Annotated in this window: 14 protein-coding genes; 5 read left to right on the forward strand and 9 right to left on the reverse strand. The window is 49.8% G+C overall.

Going from position 1 to position 17,170, the window contains the following annotated elements; all coding sequences use genetic code 11:
* Positions 1–37: 37 nt before the first annotated feature.
* Positions 38–3,286 (reverse strand): efflux RND transporter permease subunit, encoded by a 3,249-nt coding sequence (locus HP570_RS18965; protein WP_173626745.1) that lies wholly within the window; start codon positions 3,284–3,286, stop codon positions 38–40.
* On the reverse strand, positions 3,279–4,526 hold the full coding sequence (locus HP570_RS18970) for an efflux RND transporter periplasmic adaptor subunit (protein WP_173626746.1): 1,248 nt from the start codon (positions 4,524–4,526) through the stop codon (positions 3,279–3,281). The genes HP570_RS18965 and HP570_RS18970 overlap by 8 nt, the downstream gene beginning before the upstream one ends.
* A gap of 265 nt (positions 4,527–4,791) precedes the next feature.
* Between HP570_RS18970 and HP570_RS18975 the strand changes: the two genes are divergently transcribed.
* The 3 genes from HP570_RS18975 to HP570_RS18985 all read left to right on the forward strand — a co-directional run bounded on the left by HP570_RS18975 (position 4,792) and on the right by HP570_RS18985 (position 7,051).
* Positions 4,792–5,484 (forward strand): CoA transferase subunit A, encoded by a 693-nt coding sequence (locus HP570_RS18975; protein ID WP_173626747.1) that lies wholly within the window; start codon positions 4,792–4,794, stop codon positions 5,482–5,484.
* A 46-nt stretch (positions 5,485–5,530) separates the two neighbouring features.
* Complete coding sequence (locus HP570_RS18980) at positions 5,531–6,187, forward strand: CoA transferase subunit B (protein ID WP_015893186.1); 657 nt, start codon at positions 5,531–5,533, stop codon at positions 6,185–6,187.
* 99 nt (positions 6,188–6,286) lie between these two features.
* A complete protein-coding gene (locus HP570_RS18985; protein ID WP_173626748.1) occupies positions 6,287–7,051 on the forward strand; it encodes an alpha/beta hydrolase in 765 nt (254 codons plus the stop codon).
* Here the strand turns inward: HP570_RS18985 and HP570_RS18990 are convergent.
* Positions 7,029–8,243 (reverse strand): MFS transporter, encoded by a 1,215-nt coding sequence (locus tag HP570_RS18990; RefSeq protein WP_173626749.1) that lies wholly within the window; start codon positions 8,241–8,243, stop codon positions 7,029–7,031. The genes HP570_RS18985 and HP570_RS18990 overlap by 23 nt on opposite strands.
* Before the next feature lie 125 nt (positions 8,244–8,368).
* Between HP570_RS18990 and HP570_RS18995 the strand changes: the two genes are divergently transcribed.
* Entirely contained in the window at positions 8,369–9,262 is an 894-nt protein-coding gene (locus HP570_RS18995) for a LysR family transcriptional regulator (RefSeq protein WP_173626750.1), read from the forward strand.
* A 69-nt stretch (positions 9,263–9,331) separates the two neighbouring features.
* Here the strand turns inward: HP570_RS18995 and purU are convergent, their stop codons facing one another.
* The 5 genes from purU to HP570_RS19020 form a co-directional block, all read right to left on the reverse strand.
* Positions 9,332–10,228: a formyltetrahydrofolate deformylase gene (purU, locus tag HP570_RS19000; RefSeq protein WP_173626751.1), complete on the reverse strand. Its 897-nt coding sequence runs from the start codon at positions 10,226–10,228 to the stop codon at positions 9,332–9,334.
* 111 nt (positions 10,229–10,339) lie between these two features.
* Positions 10,340–11,020: a TetR/AcrR family transcriptional regulator gene (locus tag HP570_RS19005; RefSeq protein ID WP_016742878.1), complete on the reverse strand. Its 681-nt coding sequence runs from the start codon at positions 11,018–11,020 to the stop codon at positions 10,340–10,342.
* Positions 11,021–11,037: 17 nt separating this feature from the next.
* On the reverse strand, positions 11,038–12,177 hold the full coding sequence (locus tag HP570_RS19010; protein WP_173626752.1) for an ABC transporter permease: 1,140 nt from the start codon (positions 12,175–12,177) through the stop codon (positions 11,038–11,040).
* Positions 12,174–12,932: an ABC transporter ATP-binding protein gene (locus tag HP570_RS19015; protein ID WP_173626753.1), complete on the reverse strand. Its 759-nt coding sequence runs from the start codon at positions 12,930–12,932 to the stop codon at positions 12,174–12,176. The genes HP570_RS19010 and HP570_RS19015 overlap by 4 nt, the downstream gene beginning before the upstream one ends.
* A complete protein-coding gene (locus tag HP570_RS19020) occupies positions 12,929–14,119 on the reverse strand; it encodes an HlyD family secretion protein (RefSeq protein ID WP_173626754.1) in 1,191 nt (396 codons plus the stop codon). Before HP570_RS19020 ends, HP570_RS19015 begins: the two co-directional genes overlap by 4 nt.
* Positions 14,120–14,448: 329 nt before the next feature.
* On the opposite strand from HP570_RS19020, the gene HP570_RS19025 reads away from it, so the two are divergent.
* Positions 14,449–14,826: a VOC family protein gene (locus HP570_RS19025; protein WP_064201642.1), complete on the forward strand. Its 378-nt coding sequence runs from the start codon at positions 14,449–14,451 to the stop codon at positions 14,824–14,826.
* A 53-nt stretch (positions 14,827–14,879) separates the two neighbouring features.
* Here the strand turns inward: HP570_RS19025 and HP570_RS19030 are convergent, their stop codons facing one another.
* On the reverse strand, positions 14,880–17,078 hold the full coding sequence (locus HP570_RS19030; protein ID WP_173626755.1) for a DNA topoisomerase III: 2,199 nt from the start codon (positions 17,076–17,078) through the stop codon (positions 14,880–14,882).
* Between the last annotated feature and the right edge of the window lie 92 nt (positions 17,079–17,170).

Here is a 17,170-nt window from a genome sequence, read left to right on the forward strand (position 1 = left end):
TACGTGAACGATTGAAAATAAAAAACGCCAACCTATTTTAGCGGTTGGCGTCATGTGGAGAAGAAGAAAGAGGCAGGAAGTCCTCTTGTACAGGGACATAGTCCCGGGAATTGTGATTCGAGGCTTCGGCTTGCTCTGTTTTGGGTGAGCGGGCCTGTTCCTGTTTTCTTTCTTTGAAATCGCGGCGACGTACTTGGTTGTTTTCCCACCATATCCGCAAATGACGAGCGAGGATCGGCAAGGACATTTCAGAATGGGCAGCCTGTCTTTGCATAGCTGCATACTGCATACCGGGAAGAAGTGCCATGGTGACAAAAGCCCCCATTAGAATGCCAAACAACAATACGCTGGCAAAGGACGCAAACGAATCATTTCCTTCACCCAAGCCCCCAGCAAGTGGAAGGCTGGCTAACGCGATCGCGAAATATATCCCCGCTTGATTGGCCATGATTCTTTTGGCCCCCAGCTTGGTACTGTCCCAAACTCGCTCTTGTTCGGCTTGGGCCTTGTGCAGCTCATCCATCGTAAGAAGTGCCTGCAAAACGATGACGGCAATGGCAGCCACCATACCATAGAAGCTCATAATGTTCATAGGTCGATCCAACCACAGCAATCCCAGCGCAAAGCCTCCAGACAAGACTGGCAAGAGAACGAGGACAAATAATCCGTCGCGTGTTCTGCGTTGCAAAAGCAAGCTCATGATAAGTACGAGGGCAACCAGACTGCCAATCGTCAAGACCCGATTGCTCCAATCAACCTTATTGAGCTTTGTCTCCTCCAATTTCTTCAGTTCATCGTCGTTATATACCGTGTAGCCTTCGGGTATCTCCACCTTTTCTTGCATGGAAGAAGGGATGATATAAGACCACAGCTCAATTCGACTTGGGTCTGAGACGGCACTGCTTACCTTGAAGACATACAGTCCATCTTCCCGTTGATAAACGGGCGGTTCGCTGCCGATCGACCAATCTACCAGCTCAGATAATCGCACATTACCTTGTGATGTTCGAATCAAAATATGTTTCACCTGATCCGGATAGTCCATCCACCCGTCAGGAAATCGGACGTGGATAGGTACCTGACGCTCGTTCCAATAGACACTGCCAGCTGTTTTTTCTCCCAAATAGCTCTCCAGCTGTCTCTTGATCTCCTCCTGCGTAATCCGGTAGCGTGCCAGCATCTCTTGTTTCGGACGAATGTCGATTAAGGTCCCCTCTGCACCTGGCCCGATTCTTTCATCGGTTACAAGTTCTCGCCCCTCTTTATCCTTCGCAGTCTGCTTTTCCATGAATGCCAATACTTCATTGGCAATGTTCTGCGTCGTTTGCAAGGATGGTCCCATGATCGTCAACACGAGACGAGTTGCCTTATCTTTATTAATGACCAGCGCAAACGGATCTGTCTGAGGGATATCTCGCAGCTCTTTGTCCAGTACTTTTTCCAGCTCAGAGACTGATTGCGTCCAATCGTATTTATCCACGAGCTTTAGTTGAAAGCTCAGGTTTTCTTCGGAGGCAATCGTGTAGACATCTCGGACTTCGTCAATGGCGAGTAAACGCTCCTCAGCTATTTGTGCTGCCCGCATGGCCTCATCGATGCTGCTTCCCTGCACCATTGGCAATGAAAGCGTCTTGTTGCCATAATCAAGCTTTGCGTAGGGATCAACAAGAATAAACGACTTGAGCAAAAAGACAAAGACAAGCGAGGCAACCAGTGTGATTCCATAGGGCAAATACCCCTGTTCCACCAGTCGTTTCCAGCGATCTTGAAAATAACTTGTCACTTTATTGGAAGCCCGTGGCGTTTCCTCCTCTATTCGTACGGAAGCTTCTAGCCACGTTCCTGTCAGTACCGGCGTGATAAACCCATAGATAAGAATAAGAGCAAATGTCCCCAGCAAAAGTACTGGCCAGGCATCGTACAAGACAACCTTGTCTTCTGCCTTGAGGAAATCAGTGAAAACGACACCTGTCCAACAGGCTGCCACTACCACAACCGTAAGCAAAAACGGCTTCATCAACCCCCACGCCACTTGCAAACAACGAACAAACGAGTACGAGGGCAACCCTGAAAACCGATGAAACAACGCAGAGCCTGCTCCTGTGAACAATAGCGAAAACAACACAAGTGGCCCAAGTGTAGAGAGCGTCAATGGGATTCCCCAAAGCCACATGCCCCCAAGAACACTGCCGACCGCGAGAACGTTTGCCAAAAGCGCGAGTACAGCCCCTGCCCATTGTTTTCGGGTCAGGTACAAAAAGAGTGAACAGATGACAGCGGTTAGAGCCGCCAATATTCCAAGTTGTCTCAATGCAGCGGTGATTGTCTGCGCGTCGTCATGAAACAAATCGAGACGGTATTTTCCGCCTGAAGCCTGATTCAACTCACCAACTGCTTCCTTTACTTGCTTGCTGATAACAGGCAATTGCCCGACATCTGCTGCGTACACTGTGATTCCTAAGGCAGGCGAACCTCGATACATCCCGATTTGTTCGCCTTTGCTCCCGCGTCGATCACGAATGTCAGCCAACGTATGTAATGGCACGTATCCTTTATCGGTGGAGATCAAGTGCTTACCCAGATCTTGCAGCCCTTCCGATTTACTCGTCCATTGAATCCTGGTTCGATCCTTATCTGCTCCAACAGAGCCTACCTCTTCTCCAACCACATCTGTCGGCAGCTGGGACAGAACATCAGCAGGTGTGAGCCCGTAGGCGAGTAGCATGGACGGTCGGAAAATGATATCTACCTGCTCCTTCAAGGCTTGCTTGTCCATTTCGATGCGAGCGATTCCTGGCAGATTGATCAGTTTGTCGTAGACCGTATTTTGAGCAACGTCAGACAAGGCCTGCAAGTCCGTGCCGTACAGGACATAAAAACCAATTTTGTTATTTGCCAAATTGCTTTGACTGATGCTCCACTCCTGCACGGGTAGCTTCTTCGTGATCTCTCCCAGCTTCTTATCCAACCGTTCCTTGTAATCCGAACCGATTTGTTCTGATGTTTTTACAGTGATAACCGCCGATCCCGTCCGAGATTCCGTAGCAATCGTAAGCACACTGCCTAATGAACGTACTGATTCCTCTACTTTTCTCGCGACCGATTCATCTACTTCCGCAGAAGAGAGCTTGGGTGCCGAGAGACTGATTGTATATTCAGGCACAGACCGATCCGGAAAAGTCTTGATATCCAGCCCGAACCAAGCTCCTACCGCAAGTAGACAGCAAATGACCGCCAGAATGCGGGCAAAGGAGGGGACCGTCGCTAAAAATGTCTTGTTATTCATCCGCCACCTTCACCGCCTCACCATCCACTACATACGACAAACCTGCAGCGACAATCTGGTCACCAGGCTCAAGACCTTCCACTACCTCATAGAAGGTTCCTTGCAATGCTCCCACTTTGACAAACGTCTTTTCCACTGAATGTTCATTGATTTTCATGACGTAATATTCTTCATCAGAGACACCGATGCTGCTAACAGGAACGAGCGCAACGTCTGACGCTGGCAGCGGATACTGACAAGTAACAGTCATGCCACCCTTCCACGCTACTTTCTTGCCGTCTACGGTCACCTCGACGGGATAAGATCCCAAGCTGGTATCCATAACAGGTGAGACAAACGTCACTTTTCCTTCTGCTTCACTGCCGTCCGGAGCCTTCACCTTTACGACTTTCCCTGCCTGCCAATGGGCGATTTGCTCCCTTTCTATATGTAGCTTGACAAGCCATGAGCTCGTATCGACCATTCGAATGACCTCTGTTCCAGGTCCAGCTTGCTCCGACGCTGTCTTGGAGATCGCTGCAACCACACCTGTAAAAGGAGCTTTGATCACCGCATCAGCTGCTTCCTGCTTCGCTCGGCTCAATTGAACATTGGCCTGCTGGATACTTGCATTCGCTTCTTCGATATCCAGTGGATCGGCGCCCTTCAGCAGGTTGTTGTACGCCACTTGTTCTTCTTCCAGACTCAGCTCGGCCTGTCGCAGTGCAGAGGCCAGCTTGTCTTTGTCATCCTTCGAGATGGCTCCATTCGCATACAAAATCTCTGCTTTGGAGAGCTCTTCGCGAGCTTTTTGCATCTGTTCTCGCGCTTTTTCTACCTGTAGCTTCTTGGTTTGCACCTCATGACTCTCCGGTCCCTTGGCGGCCTTTTCCCGCTTAATCGCAGCACTTGCTACCTGTCCTTGGGCCGCATGAATTCCTTGCTGCAAGGCCGTTCCGTCTAATGTCGCCAATGTCTGTCCTGCCTTGACAATGGCTCCTTTTTCAACGAGAATGCCTGAGATTTTGCCTGAGGCGCCAAACGATAAAGCCAGCTCCTGACGCGGTGCCACTACACCTGCTACTTCCATCAGTCGCTCATCCTTGCCACTCTCCACGGTATACGCACTTACCGTTTTCAGCTTGATATCCGTTTCTTCTCTCGTCCGTTTCAGACTTGAGACATCCTCATTTAGCTTTTCGCACCCTACGAGCAGCAGGACCACAACCGTGAGACTTATCCATTTATTCGTATTTTTCATTCCTGCAACCCCACATTTCCCCTCGAGTCTTCCTATACTGACCAAAAAAACGACGAATATTGACAAAATATATTTTACAGAAAAAAATGGTATAGTTGTACTACTTTTCTGTCATTTTACATTATTTTTTATAATCCAAATGTCTCGTCACTTGTTTGTAACTCGCATCTAGTATGATAGAAGGGCAGGAAAACGGGGCACTGCATCGCCCTTATTGTTAACGCTTACAAAAATCCTTTATTTTTTCATGGTGGGAGTGATCGTCATGGCCAAAATTTACACTTCTTACACGGACATCGTGGCTGATATTCACGATGGTGCCACTTTATTAGTGGGCGGCTTCGGATTGGTAGGAATTCCGGAAAATCTGATTATCGCCCTGCGAGACAAAGCAGTGAAAAACTTGACAGTTGTCTCAAATAACTGTGGGGTAGATGAATGGGGACTCGGTCTCCTTTTACGTGAAAAGCAAATCAAAAAAATGGTTTCCTCTTATGTGGGTGAAAATAAGGAATTCGAGCGTCAATTTTTGTCCGGTGAGCTCGAAGTCGAGTTGACGCCACAAGGGACGCTGGCGGAAAGAATTCGTGCAGGTGGAGCTGGCATTCCGGCATTCTATACCCCAGCCGGAGTCGGCACACCTATCGCTGAAGGCCGAGAAACGCGCGATTTCGCAGGGAAAGAGTATCTGCTTGAGTATGGTATCACGGGGGATTTCGCACTGATCAAGGCGTGGAAGGCTGACAAGATGGGCAATCTCGTCTTCCGCAAAACAGCCCAAAACTTCAATCCGATGATGGCAGCAGCCGGAAAAATCACCATCGTCGAAGTAGAAGAAATCGTAGAGACAGGTGAACTAGACCCTGAGCATATTCACGCACCAAGTGTTTATGTGCAACGTGTGATACAGGCACCATCGTTCGAGAAACGCATCGAACGACGCACAGTCCGCTCATAGAGAGCAACAGAGAGAATTGGATTACATTCAAGGGAGGAAAACACAGATGTCGCTTACACGTGAGCAAATCGCCACTCGTGCCGCCGGGGAAATAGAAGATGGCTTTTACGTAAACTTGGGGATCGGAATGCCCACGCTCGTCGCCAACTACATCCCGGAAGGAAAAACGGTCGTTCTGCAATCGGAAAACGGCTTGCTCGGAATTGGCCCTTACCCGACGGAGGAAAACCTCGATCCTGATCTCATCAACGCCGGAAAAGAAACCGTTACCGCTATTCCAGGTGCTGCCTACTTCTCCAGTGCTGAATCGTTTGCGATGATTCGCGGCGGCCATATCGACCTCGCTATCTTGGGGGCGATGGAGGTTTCTGCTGCGGGTGATCTCGCAAACTGGATGATTCCTGGAAAAATGGTCAAGGGCATGGGCGGTGCCATGGATCTCGTCCACGGCGCGAAAAAAATCGTCGTCATCATGGATCATGTCAACAAGCATGGTGAAACAAAAATCCTGAATGAATGTGCTCTGCCCCTTACCGGCAAGAAGGTTGTCAACCGTATCATTACAGACAGAGCTGTCATGGACGTGACGCCAGACGGGCTCGTCCTCGTCGAAGTAGCAGAAGGCTATACAGTGGAAGATATCCAAGCCTGCACGCAACCTACGCTGCTTATCTCTCCAGAACTGAAAACAATTGGGCTGTAACCTTTTTTTCAGGGACAGAACCCCGTTAGTAAATAGCCGACTTCATCGCAGCTGCGTGGAGTCGCTTTTTCTTTCCTTTTTTGCTTGGTGTGGGAACACTTGCGTTGTCGCCTCCTTCTCACCTTTTCGTATATAATATGGATGATCCATCAAATTTCCCAGTATCTGAGAGGAAGAGATTCCATGTCAGGAACAGTCGGATGCTTACTCATCCATGGATTTGCCGGAGACATCAACGATATACTCCCACTCGCCAAAAAGCTCCGCGAGGCTGGCTATCAGGTGGAATGCCCTACCTTGGAGGGACATGGGACTACTCGTCGACACATGGCAAAAAGCACCCGCCACGACTGGCTTCGCTCGGCAGAAGAAGGCTACAAGCGACTGTCCATGCGCGCTGACACCATCGTGGTCATCGGATTTTCCATGGGGGGGCTGCTCGCCTTTCATTTAACGACGAAATACCCTGTAGCCCTGCTAATTACCATCAACACCCCTTATAAATATTGGGATGTCAAAGAGGCGGTGCACTATTTGCGTGAGGATTTCTCTACCCACTCCAAACGCTACATCCATGGCATCGGCAGAATCCCTATTAGCAGCATGCTGCAATTTCGCAGGCTGCTGGCAGAAACGAAGCCGCTTCTGCCTCAGATTACGACCCCTTACGTCCTGCTGCAAGCAAGGCGAGACGATACTGTACACGCCGTAAGCGCCCAAATACTCGCAACCAGTGTAGACGAATCTGCCTCCCCGCAAATCACCTGGTACGAGCATTCGAACCATATGCTGCTGCATGGTCCGGACAAGGAGGCGGCCATTGCTCACGTCATGACAACCATCAAGAAGCGCTTTCCATCTTGATCAGCTTTGGTCGCCACAGCCATACAAGACCAACCAGAAACAAGATCATCGCTATACCGATGTACACCAGACCAAGACCTACGAGTTCATCCAGCCAGAAAGCAAGGAGCGGCCCCAGCGCCGCCCCTAGATCGCTTACAACTGAATACTGTGTCATTACCCCTTGGCTGTTGGCCTGCCTCGCAGCTTCATCTGCCGCAAGAATATCCATCACGGTTGTGATAATTGTCGCAGTCAACTGGATGCAAAATAAAATTGCAAACCATAACACAAGCGAAGACGTTGCTTGCAACGTGGCAAACAAAACGGCAGCAACAAGCAACGTCCCTATGAATAGATTCGTCCGACCATGCCTGTCCGACAATTTGCCTACCAATGGGGCAGCCCATGGCTCCCACCCCCAGCGAATGCCTTGGATCACACTCGCAATCACTGCTGCCCCCAGCACGACTCCGCCAATCATGATGAGCGGTTCACGTACTTCGATCACTCTACTTAGCGTGGAGGTAAACACCCCCTGGTACACCATCGTGACGAGCAATCCCGTCATCAGCGTCAACAGCACCTGCGCCTGACTCCACAAGCGTTTTCCTGTATCCATCTGCTTCACGTCTTTCGGATGCTGACTGGTAAAGGAAGGACGTATATAGCGAAAAATAAGAATGAATGCTAACAAGGAAGGCATCGCAAGTGCGATGGAGGCAACAGAAAGCCCGTACCAAGAAGCTAGCAGCGCTCCGACCAGCATGCCGCCAAGACTGCCCAATCGATACAGTCCGTTGTACAAGCCCATGAGCTGCCCGCGATTATGCCTTTCGGAAACACCCACGATCAGGGAAAATGCACCCAATCTTAAAAATGTCCAAGCAACTCCCCACAAGCATCGCATCACAAGCCACAGCCAAAAGCCTTCCAAGCTGTACGAAAGTGTCGTCAGAAAAGCCAGCACCACTGCCACAATCAAACCCGCGCGTCCGCCCGAGCGCTCATACCATTTTCCAACAAGTGGGCCGAGTGGTACACGGATGAAACGGTTCACCGCAAGCAATACCCCCACTTCCCACAGCGATGTTAATCCTGCCTCCTTCCAGAAAAGAGGAAGCGCCACATACAGCATCGAATCCCCTATCATGCATAATGCTGTCACCAGTGCGACTGCCACGACTTGTGTCTTTCCACTGACTTCTCTCATTTCATGATCCTTCTCTCTACCCGTTTTTACATCTTTCTGAGTTATACCTTACGCGCAATCACTCATCATTTCTAATACATCTTTCTCTATTACTCATAAACAAAAGTTATGAATCGAGGTACAGGATGAACCTACATGCTCTCCGCATTTTCGTAGAAGTAGCGTCACGAGGCAGTGTCACCGAAGCAGCAATCGCACTCTCGATCAGCCAGCCTGCCGTAAGTGCCCAAATCCGCAAGCTTGAAAATGAATTGGACATGACCTTGCTCATCCCGGATGGTCGCGGCATTTCTCTTACCTATGAGGGGCGCTTTCTTTTTGAAAAAGCACGCCGCATTTACGACTGGGAACGCGAAATCGAATCACAGCTGACAGAAATCAAACAAGGAAAGAAAGGACGGCTAAGGATTTCTTCGACCTATCTCCCCTCCCATTATCTCGTGCCACAGTGGCTGGCTCAGTACAAGCGCGAATACGAAGGAGTCGATGTGGAAATTCGCACGCGTAATTCCATGCAATCCATTGAACTGCTTCTTAGCTGTGAGGTCGATGTGGCTGTTATTATCAAGGAATCGTGGGATGAGCTGCCTATTACGCGGATTCATTTGACGGATGTGTCCTATTGGTTTATTTTGCCTGCCCATCATCCGCTTGCAGGAAAAGAGATCCGTATGGAGCAGCTCGTGGAGGAACCGTTTTTGCTACGCGAGCAAGGCAGTTCTACCCGCGATTGGCTTTTTGCCCTCTGTCGCGAGCATGGTGTAAAACGTCCACAGGTCGGTATGCAGTATCACGGTCTGGTCGAGTCAATCCACTCCGTTCGCGCGGGATATGGGACGATGCTGGCTCCTGCTCTGGCCGTTAGGGAAATGGTAGAGCGTGGTGAGGTTGGTCGGGTAACTGTACCAGGGGTAGAGATCAAGCGTCCCTTGTATGTCTGCACGCGTGACGATGAGACAGATCAGCGGCCTGTTGTTGCTCAGTTTCTGGAGATGGTGAAGCGTGAGAAACTGACTTGAAACTATGGCGAAGCAAAACAAAAGAAGAGGCTTTTCCTCAAAAGGAAGGCCTCTTCTTATGCGCATTGCTTATGGGAACACAATCGTCTTGTTACCGTACACCAGCACCCGATCCTCCAGATGCCAACGAACTGCACGTGCCAGCACCGTACGCTCTACCTGACGCCCCAGCTGCTTCAGTGTCTCGACGTCTTCCTGATGCGATACACGTTGAACGTCTTGCTCGATAATCGGTCCTGCGTCCAGCTCTTCCGTGACGTAATGCGCAGTCGCTCCGATCAGCTTTACGCCGCGACGATACGCCTGCTCGTATGGCTTCGCTCCGACAAAAGCTGGGAGAAAGGAATGGTGGATATTGATAATCCGCATCGCGTAGTCCTCCAAAAAGCGCGGGGACAAAATCTGCATGTAGCGTGCCAGCACGATCAGATCGACGCCCTCTGCTGCTGCAATCTGCTCTTCTTCTGCCTGCGGCTTGTTATCCTTCGTGACTGGAATGCAACGATACGGAATACCGAAGGACTCGACAGTCTCCTGCATGTCAGGATGGTTGCTGACGACAACCGCGATATCCGCGAACAGCTCCCCGGACTTCCAGCGCCACAAGAGCTCCAAAAGACAGTGATCCTCTTTGGAAACAAACAACGCAACCTTTTTGCGCTTGTTTGCTTCGACCAACGACCAGTCCATGCCAAAGCTCTCGGCTACTGGGCTGAATGCTTGCTTGATCTCTTCGCAGCGCTCGTCCAGATTGATGAGATCGAATTCAATGCGCATAAAGAACCGGCCTGTTTCCGGATCGGTCGTGTACTGGTCAGATTGAACGATGTTGGCTCCTTGTTGGAACAAGAAGTTCGACACCGCCGCGACGATACCCGCGCGATCCGGGCAAGAAATCAGCATGCGCGCACGATCTTTGTTTTTCTCTCGATACGCGAGCCATTCTCTCTCTGATAACAATTGCATGGTTTACTCTCCTCCAAAAAACAGCAAAAAGTTGTTTGCAATTATACCATTCCCAGAAGGGATTTCTATACCCAAATAGAGAGAAAAATGTTCACTTATCGATAAAAATTTTTAGATAGAGTGATTTCCAATCCCGTTTAGCAAAATATCTACGGTCAGGGCGATTTGCTCGTCGTCGCTGAACTGCGTAAATTCATCGGTATCCAAAACTTGCCGGAACAAAACGAGCCCGATCATCGAGGACAGGATCGCCCGAAAGACAGCCTGTGTCGGGAGCGGACGCAATTCGCCGACCTCTACCTTTGCTTCGATCAGCTTGTTTGCCATCTCCTTCACACCCGTGAAAACGGTAGCGATCAGTGCTTCCCTGATTTCGTCATGGAAAAAAGCTTCTTGCAGCAAAATCCGAATATGCTTTTCATTCGCCAGCACCAAATCGATCCGGTTTCGGTACAGCTCTGTCACGATTTGGGAGAATGTTTTATGATTCTGCTCTTTGAAGATCTCACGGACATCTTTCAAGATAAACGGCGCCGCGAATTTGACCAATACAGGTGCAACGACGGCAAGTAAAATATCCTTTTTCGATTTATAGTGGCGAAAAATCGTTCCCTCTGCCACTCCTGCTTCTTTGGCAATTTCAGAGGTGGAGCTGGCATGGAAGCCTTTTTCAGCGAACAGCTTCACTGATGCACGCAAAATATTGCGCTGCTTCTCCGTCATCTCACTCTCATCTTTCAACTCTTCTACATATTGCAACAGGCCTTCTACAAATGTTGGCGGCTTGTTCATCACCCATTACGCTCCTCTTATTCGATCTTCTTGCGGAATCGCAGGATAGCGACGGTCAGGATCAAGAGACAAAAGCTGCTCATTCCGACGACATCCTTCCAGAGCGCATCGATGCCCACGCCCTTTAAGAAAATTCCCCGCAGGATTTCCAGAAAATAGGTCAACGGGACGAGCCCGCCTAACCATTGTATCACGAGCGGCATCGAATCGCGCGGGAACATAAAGCCGGAGAGAAGCACGCTAGGCAGGATAAAGGCGAATGCCATTTGCATCGCTTGAAGCTGGGTCTTTGCCACCGTAGAAATGAAAATGCCCAAGAGAAGCGTCGTCACCAAAAACAAGACAGACAAAGTCACCAAAAGCGAAATGCTGCCTTTGACCGGGACTCCGAACCAATACGTTCCAACCAATAGCACCAGACAAAACGAGAAGAGACCTACACCTACATAGGGGGTAATTTTGCCGAGCATCAGCTCCAATGGGCGTATCGGCGTCACGATTAACTGTTCCATCGTTCCCCGCTCCTTCTCTCGTACGAGGGAAAACGCCGTCAGAATCATCGTGACGTTTTGCATAATCAAACCGATCAAGCCGGGAATATTGAAGACGATACTCTCCATATTAGGGTTAAACAGCACGCGTGTATCCAACCCGAGTGGCTGTTCTAGCTCCCCCAAGCCTTGTTTTTGCAGCTTCATTTCCTGCAACGTGATCGCCTGATACTGGACGATCAACTGCGCTTGAGAGGTCGCAGTACGGGCAATATTCGGATCGGAGCCATTAATGAGCATTTGCACGTCTACTGGCTCGTTGCGATCACGCTTGCGGGTGTAGTCAGGTCCGATAATGAGCGCTACATTTACGGAGCCATCGTCTAGCATGGCTTCGATCTCCTTGTAGCTATTTACATGGGCTGCCACCTCGAATACATGCGTATGGACGAACTGATCTACCAGCTCTCGACTGGCAGCAGAAGGGCTTTGATTCCAGACGGCCATCTGGATGTCATTCACGTCTGTATTGACAGCATATCCGAACAAAAACAACAGCATCAGCGGCATGACCAGCGCAATCGCTAAACTGGGACGATCCCGTTTGATTTGGATGACTTCCTTTTTCACGACAGACCAGTAACGCTCCCAGACAAAATGCCTCATCGGACTCCCTCCTCCGCCGCCTGTCTGGCTTCCTCCCGCCTAACCAGCTCGATGAAGACATCCTCCAGATTGCCTGCTCCCATCCGATCGATCAACGCTTGTGGAGTGCCTTCCGCCAACAAATTGCCGAAAAAGATAAAGCCGATCCAATCGCAAGTCTGCGCCTCATCCATGTAGTGTGTAGTTACCAGCACGGTGATCCCCTGTCTCGCCAGCTCATGAATCACGTCCCAAAAAATCCGGCGGGAAACAGGATCGACTCCTGCTGTCGGTTCGTCCAAAATCAACAGCTCCGGCTTGTGCAAAAGAGCGCAGGAGAGCGCGAGGCGTTGCTTCCATCCCCCTGACAGCGATCCCGCAAGCTGCTTTTCCCTGCCTGTCAGGCCTGCCATCTCAATCAGTTCCGCTTTCCGCTCCTTGCGTTCTGCTGCACCTAATCGGTAAACCCCGGCATAAAAATCGAGATTCTCCTCCACCGTCAAATCTTCATACAGGCTGAACTTTTGGGACATATACCCGATCCGCTGCTTAATTTCCTCGCTCTGTGTCATGACATCGAAGCCAAGAACCGTCCCCTTTCCCGTCGTCGGGGTTAGCAAACCACAAAGCATCCGGATTGTGGTCGATTTCCCTGAGCCATTCGGACCCAAAAAACCGTAAATCGAACCTCGCGGAACTGTCAGCGTCAAGCTGTTCACAGCTACTCGATCTCCAAAACGCTTCGTCAACTGCTCGCATTGGATAGCGGCGTTCATTGACCTCCCTCCTCGTCTGCCAGCAGCACATCGGCAGGCATACCTGGTTTGATTTTGTCGAGTCCATCTGTGATGTGTATCGTAACTGCGAACACAAGCTTGGTGCGTTCATCAGGTGTTTGTACATTCTTCGGCGTGAATTCTGCTTTTTCCGAGATGCGACTGATCGTTCCTGTAAACGTCTCTTCCGGATAGGCATCCACCTTGATGCCAACCTTTTGCCCTTTTTTCACCCGATTCAATTGTGCTTCCGGGATGTACACGACGAGCTCAAGCTGATCTGACTTCATCATCGTAAACAAGGTGGCACCTGTTTTTGCTACTTCCCCCTGTTCGATAGAGGAGCGCAAGAGAGTACCGTCGTCGGTTGCCGTAATCTTGGACTTTTCCAACTGCAATAAGGCTTGATCCAGTTTCGCTTTCGCCTGCTGCTGGGCGGCGAGCAGTGCCCGAATCGCATAATCAGTACTTCCTTCCTTCACCTGGTCGAGATCTGCCTGCGCTGCGGCTTGCGCGGCTTGTGCTGTACCGATTTGGGCCACAGTAGCGGCGATGTCTTCTTGTGCAGAATGGTACTGTGCCTGTGTCTGCGCTACTTGTGCCGCCCATTGATCTGCCTGCGTTTTTGCCTGATTCACTGCTTCTTTTTGCGTGTCGAGGTCTTTGGCAGAGATCGCTCCTTTTTCAAAGAGCGCTGTTGCTTCCTCGAGTCGTTTTTGTTGATACAAAAGGGTCTGCTGCGCCCCCTGCCATTGCGATTCTGCCTGCGTCATCTGGTCAGCAGCACGTGCTTTTCCTGCTTCTGCCTGTTTTTTTCTCGCTTGGGCCAGTTGGATATTCGCATTTGCTTGCTGGACGTTGGCTATGCTTCTTTGGATTGTCGTATCGCGTGAACCCGCTCTCGCCTCTTCTAGTTTGGCTGTCGCTTGGTCCAATGCTGCCTGTGCTTCTGCCACAGTCATTTGGTAGCTTCGTTTATCGATTTGGGCCAGCACTTGTCCTTTTTTTACTGTATCTCCCTCTTCTGCCGTAACGTTTGTCACCAATCCGCCTACTTCAGCTACGATCGGCAGCTCGATGGCCTCGATTGTGCCAGACAGAGACGAATGATTTTCTGCTGTCCAATTGCAGCCTGACAAAGCCAGTAAGAGTCCTCCGATACAAATGGAGCGAACAACTGGTTTCATAAACGCTTCCCCCTACCTACGTAATGTAGTGAGTAATCACTTTCTTTTTATGAGTAAAAAAACAAGTCACAGAATCAGACTCGAGATGAGCTTTTTAGAATAGCGAGTGATTACTCACTTTTAATTGTGAGTATATGCTCCTCTTTTACGAAATGCAATTCCTTTTTCTACAATGCGCAATTGAAAAGAAATCCTGTCTGATTATTCATGTTAGGATGAAGACAAGCGAGACCACGTCCGTTAGCATCGGGTATCAGATACCGTCGCGATGGAAAGGATTAGGAGCATCGGGTTATAAACTACCATGTAGGGAGTGGAACATGTCTATGATGATTAGCAAAGTCGGTCAAATCATGTTGTATGTCAATAACCAGGATCAAGCAGTGAACTTTTGGACCGAAAAACTAGGGTTTCGTGTGGTTTCAGAAGAGAAGAACGGTGAAATGAGATGGATTGAAATTGCTCCCGCACAAGGTGCTGAAACAAGCATCGTTCTGCACAATAAGGAATTCGTAGCGAAAATGTCGCCCGGAATGAATCTTGGCACTCCTTCGCTCCTGTTCTTTTCGGAAAATATCGAGGAATTGCGTAACGACCTTATGAATAAAAATGTGAAGGTTGGAGACATTGTCACGATGCCTTCGGGCCGTGTTTTTAACTTCGCAGACGATGAAGAAAATTACTTCGCTATTCTGGAGAAAAAGTAAATAGAAGGAGGCGGCTGACTTGAATGGTCGGCCGCCTTTTGTTTCATGCCTATTTAGTCGAACTTTAATTTGGACAGTGCGTCTTTCAACGCTGAGTTGATTCCTTCGTCCTGCTCCTTGTCTTGCCCCTTTAAATACTTGGATACTTCTTTCTTCGAAACCTTGCTGCCCTTTTCCTTGTCGCGACGCTCCTGGAAGGTCTTCAGTTTTTCCTTGTGCCCACAACCGCAGACAAAGGTTTGCCCTTCCCCTTCTCCGCGCAGCTCCAATCTTTTGTGGCATTTTGGACATCTGGCATTGGTTTGCTTGGCAATGCTTTTGCGATAGCCGCATTCCCGATCCTGGCACACCTGCATTTTGCCGCGCTTTCCGTTTACCTCCAGCAAAAACTTATTGCACTCCGGGCACCTGCTTCTGGTCAGGTTGTCGTGCCGGAAAGTCTGATCGCTGTTCTTGATCTGCTGGACGACTTCTTTGGCGTACGTTTTCATCTCTTCGATAAACGCTCGCTTGTTCAAGCTTCCCTTGGCAATGGCACCGAGCTTTTGCTCCCATTGGGCGGTCAAGGTCGGCGATTGCATTTCATCTGGGACAAGCTCTAGCAATTGCTTGGCTTTTGCGGTGACAAAAATATGCTTGCCTCGCTTCTCTAGCAAAAAGCTGTTGAACAGCTTCTCAATCACATCTGCGCGGGTTGCTACCGTACCAAGTCCGCCTGTTTCCCCAATCGTTTTGATCAAATCCTTGCTCTCGTTTGCCATGTATTTCGCCGGGTTTTCCATCGCAGATAGCAGACTCGCTTCTGTGAAAGGCTCTGGCGGCTTCGTCTCGCCCTTGGTCTGGGATATTGACTGGATTTGCAAGCGATCTCCTTTGGCAAGAGAAGGAAGGATTTGTTCCTTTACGCCGTCCTTCGCATCGTCTTCTTCTACATCGTGGTCATACGCCTCTCTCCAGCCTTGGGAGAGCACGGTTTTTCCTTTTGCCAGGAATGTTTCATTCCCGATTTTCGCCTGGATGGTCGTTTGCTCGTATTCGAAGGCAGGCAGCAAAACGGCCAGGAAACGCTTCACGATGAGGTCGAAAATCTTGCGTTCCTTATCGCTCAAATCACCGAGAAAAACAGCTTGCTCTGTCGGGATAATCGCATGGTGGTCAGATACTTTGCTGTCATCCACGAACGATTTGTTCGCTTTGATCGGCGCACGCAGGATTCTTGCGGCGAGGGGCGCATATGGCTTCATCTGGACAGCCTTGATTCGATCCGGCAGCGTCTCGACGATATCAGCAGAGAGATAGCGCGAGTCCGTCCGTGGATAGGTCACTGCCTTGTGATGCTCATATAGCCCTTGCATGATGGACAATGTCTGCTTTGGCGAATAGCCAAACATCCGGTTGGCATCCCGTTGCAGCTCCGTCAAATCGTACAGCTGTGGAGCATACGTCTTTTTGTGCGCACGAGTAATCTCGATAACCTCTGCATTTTTCTCCTGTTTGAGAGCGGCTATTAGCTGATCAGCCTTTTCCTTGGAAAAGGTTTTGAAATCCCTCGTTTGCTGATCCTGCCATTGGAGCTGAATCGGACCTTGGGCCACCGCAGACAGTCCGTAAAATGGCTTGGGCGTAAAACGACGAATCTCCTCTTCTCGCGTTGCCACAATGGCGAGTGTTGGCGTCTGGACACGACCGCATGAAAGCTGGGCGTTATGCCTGCACGTCAAGGCCCGGGTAGCATTGATTCCAACGAGCCAGTCGGCTTCTGCACGAGCAGCCGCGGAGGCAAACAAGTTTTCATAGTTTTTGCCGTCCTTCAGATTGCGGAAGCCCTCACGGATTGCCTTATCTGTCACCGAGGAAATCCACAGACGCTTGATTGGTTTATTCACGTGAACCAGCTCGAGAATCCACCGGGCTACGAGCTCTCCTTCACGTCCTGCATCCGTCGCAATGACGATCTGCCCGACATCATTGCGTCTCAATTGTTGTTTGACGACCTGGAATTGCCTGTTGCTTTCCTTGATCACGACCAAGCGCAATGGGGACGGCATAATCGGCAAATCCTCGATTCGCCACGAGCTGAATTGCTGCCCGTACGCTTCAGGATCAGCGAGAGTGACCAAATGCCCCAGCGCCCACGTTACAATGTATTTATCTCCCTCAAAAAAGCCGTTTCCTTTTTTGTGACACTGCAATACTTTGGCAATGTCTCGTCCAACCGAAGGCTTTTCTGCCAGTACAACTGTTTTACTCATGTACGACATCCTTTCAAACCAATTCAACAATCTGTTATCCATTGTAAACAAAAAAGCAGGAAGAAGGGGCTTAGAAATTTTTCGAGATCATA

Origin of the sequence: Brevibacillus sp. RS1.1, assembly GCF_013284365.1 — a bacterium.
In the GTDB taxonomy this organism is placed as follows: domain Bacteria; phylum Bacillota; class Bacilli; order Brevibacillales; family Brevibacillaceae; genus Brevibacillus; species Brevibacillus brevis_D.

Excerpts from the sequence above, each read along its gene's own strand:
- HP570_RS18975 (WP_173626747.1), top strand. The coding sequence starts at position 4,792 with ATGGCCAAAATTTACACTTCTTACACGGACATCGTGGCTGATATTCAC.
- HP570_RS19025 (WP_064201642.1), top strand. The coding sequence starts at position 14,449 with ATGATTAGCAAAGTCGGTCAAATCATGTTGTATGTCAATAACCAGGAT.
- HP570_RS18995 (WP_173626750.1), top strand. The coding sequence starts at position 8,369 with ATGAACCTACATGCTCTCCGCATTTTCGTAGAAGTAGCGTCACGAGGC.
- HP570_RS19005 (WP_016742878.1), bottom strand. The coding sequence starts at position 11,020 with ATGAACAAGCCGCCAACATTTGTAGAAGGCCTGTTGCAATATGTAGAA.
- purU (WP_173626751.1), bottom strand. The coding sequence starts at position 10,228 with ATGCAATTGTTATCAGAGAGAGAATGGCTCGCGTATCGAGAGAAAAAC.
- HP570_RS19030 (WP_173626755.1), bottom strand. The coding sequence starts at position 17,078 with ATGAGTAAAACAGTTGTACTGGCAGAAAAGCCTTCGGTTGGACGAGAC.
- HP570_RS18980 (WP_015893186.1), top strand. The coding sequence starts at position 5,531 with ATGTCGCTTACACGTGAGCAAATCGCCACTCGTGCCGCCGGGGAAATA.
- HP570_RS19015 (WP_173626753.1), bottom strand. The coding sequence starts at position 12,932 with ATGAACGCCGCTATCCAATGCGAGCAGTTGACGAAGCGTTTTGGAGAT.
- HP570_RS18970 (WP_173626746.1), bottom strand. The coding sequence starts at position 4,526 with ATGAAAAATACGAATAAATGGATAAGTCTCACGGTTGTGGTCCTGCTG.
- HP570_RS19010 (WP_173626752.1), bottom strand. The coding sequence starts at position 12,177 with ATGAGGCATTTTGTCTGGGAGCGTTACTGGTCTGTCGTGAAAAAGGAA.
- HP570_RS19020 (WP_173626754.1), bottom strand. The coding sequence starts at position 14,119 with ATGAAACCAGTTGTTCGCTCCATTTGTATCGGAGGACTCTTACTGGCT.
- HP570_RS18965 (WP_173626745.1), bottom strand. The coding sequence starts at position 3,286 with ATGAATAACAAGACATTTTTAGCGACGGTCCCCTCCTTTGCCCGCATT.
- HP570_RS18990 (WP_173626749.1), bottom strand. The coding sequence starts at position 8,243 with ATGAGAGAAGTCAGTGGAAAGACACAAGTCGTGGCAGTCGCACTGGTG.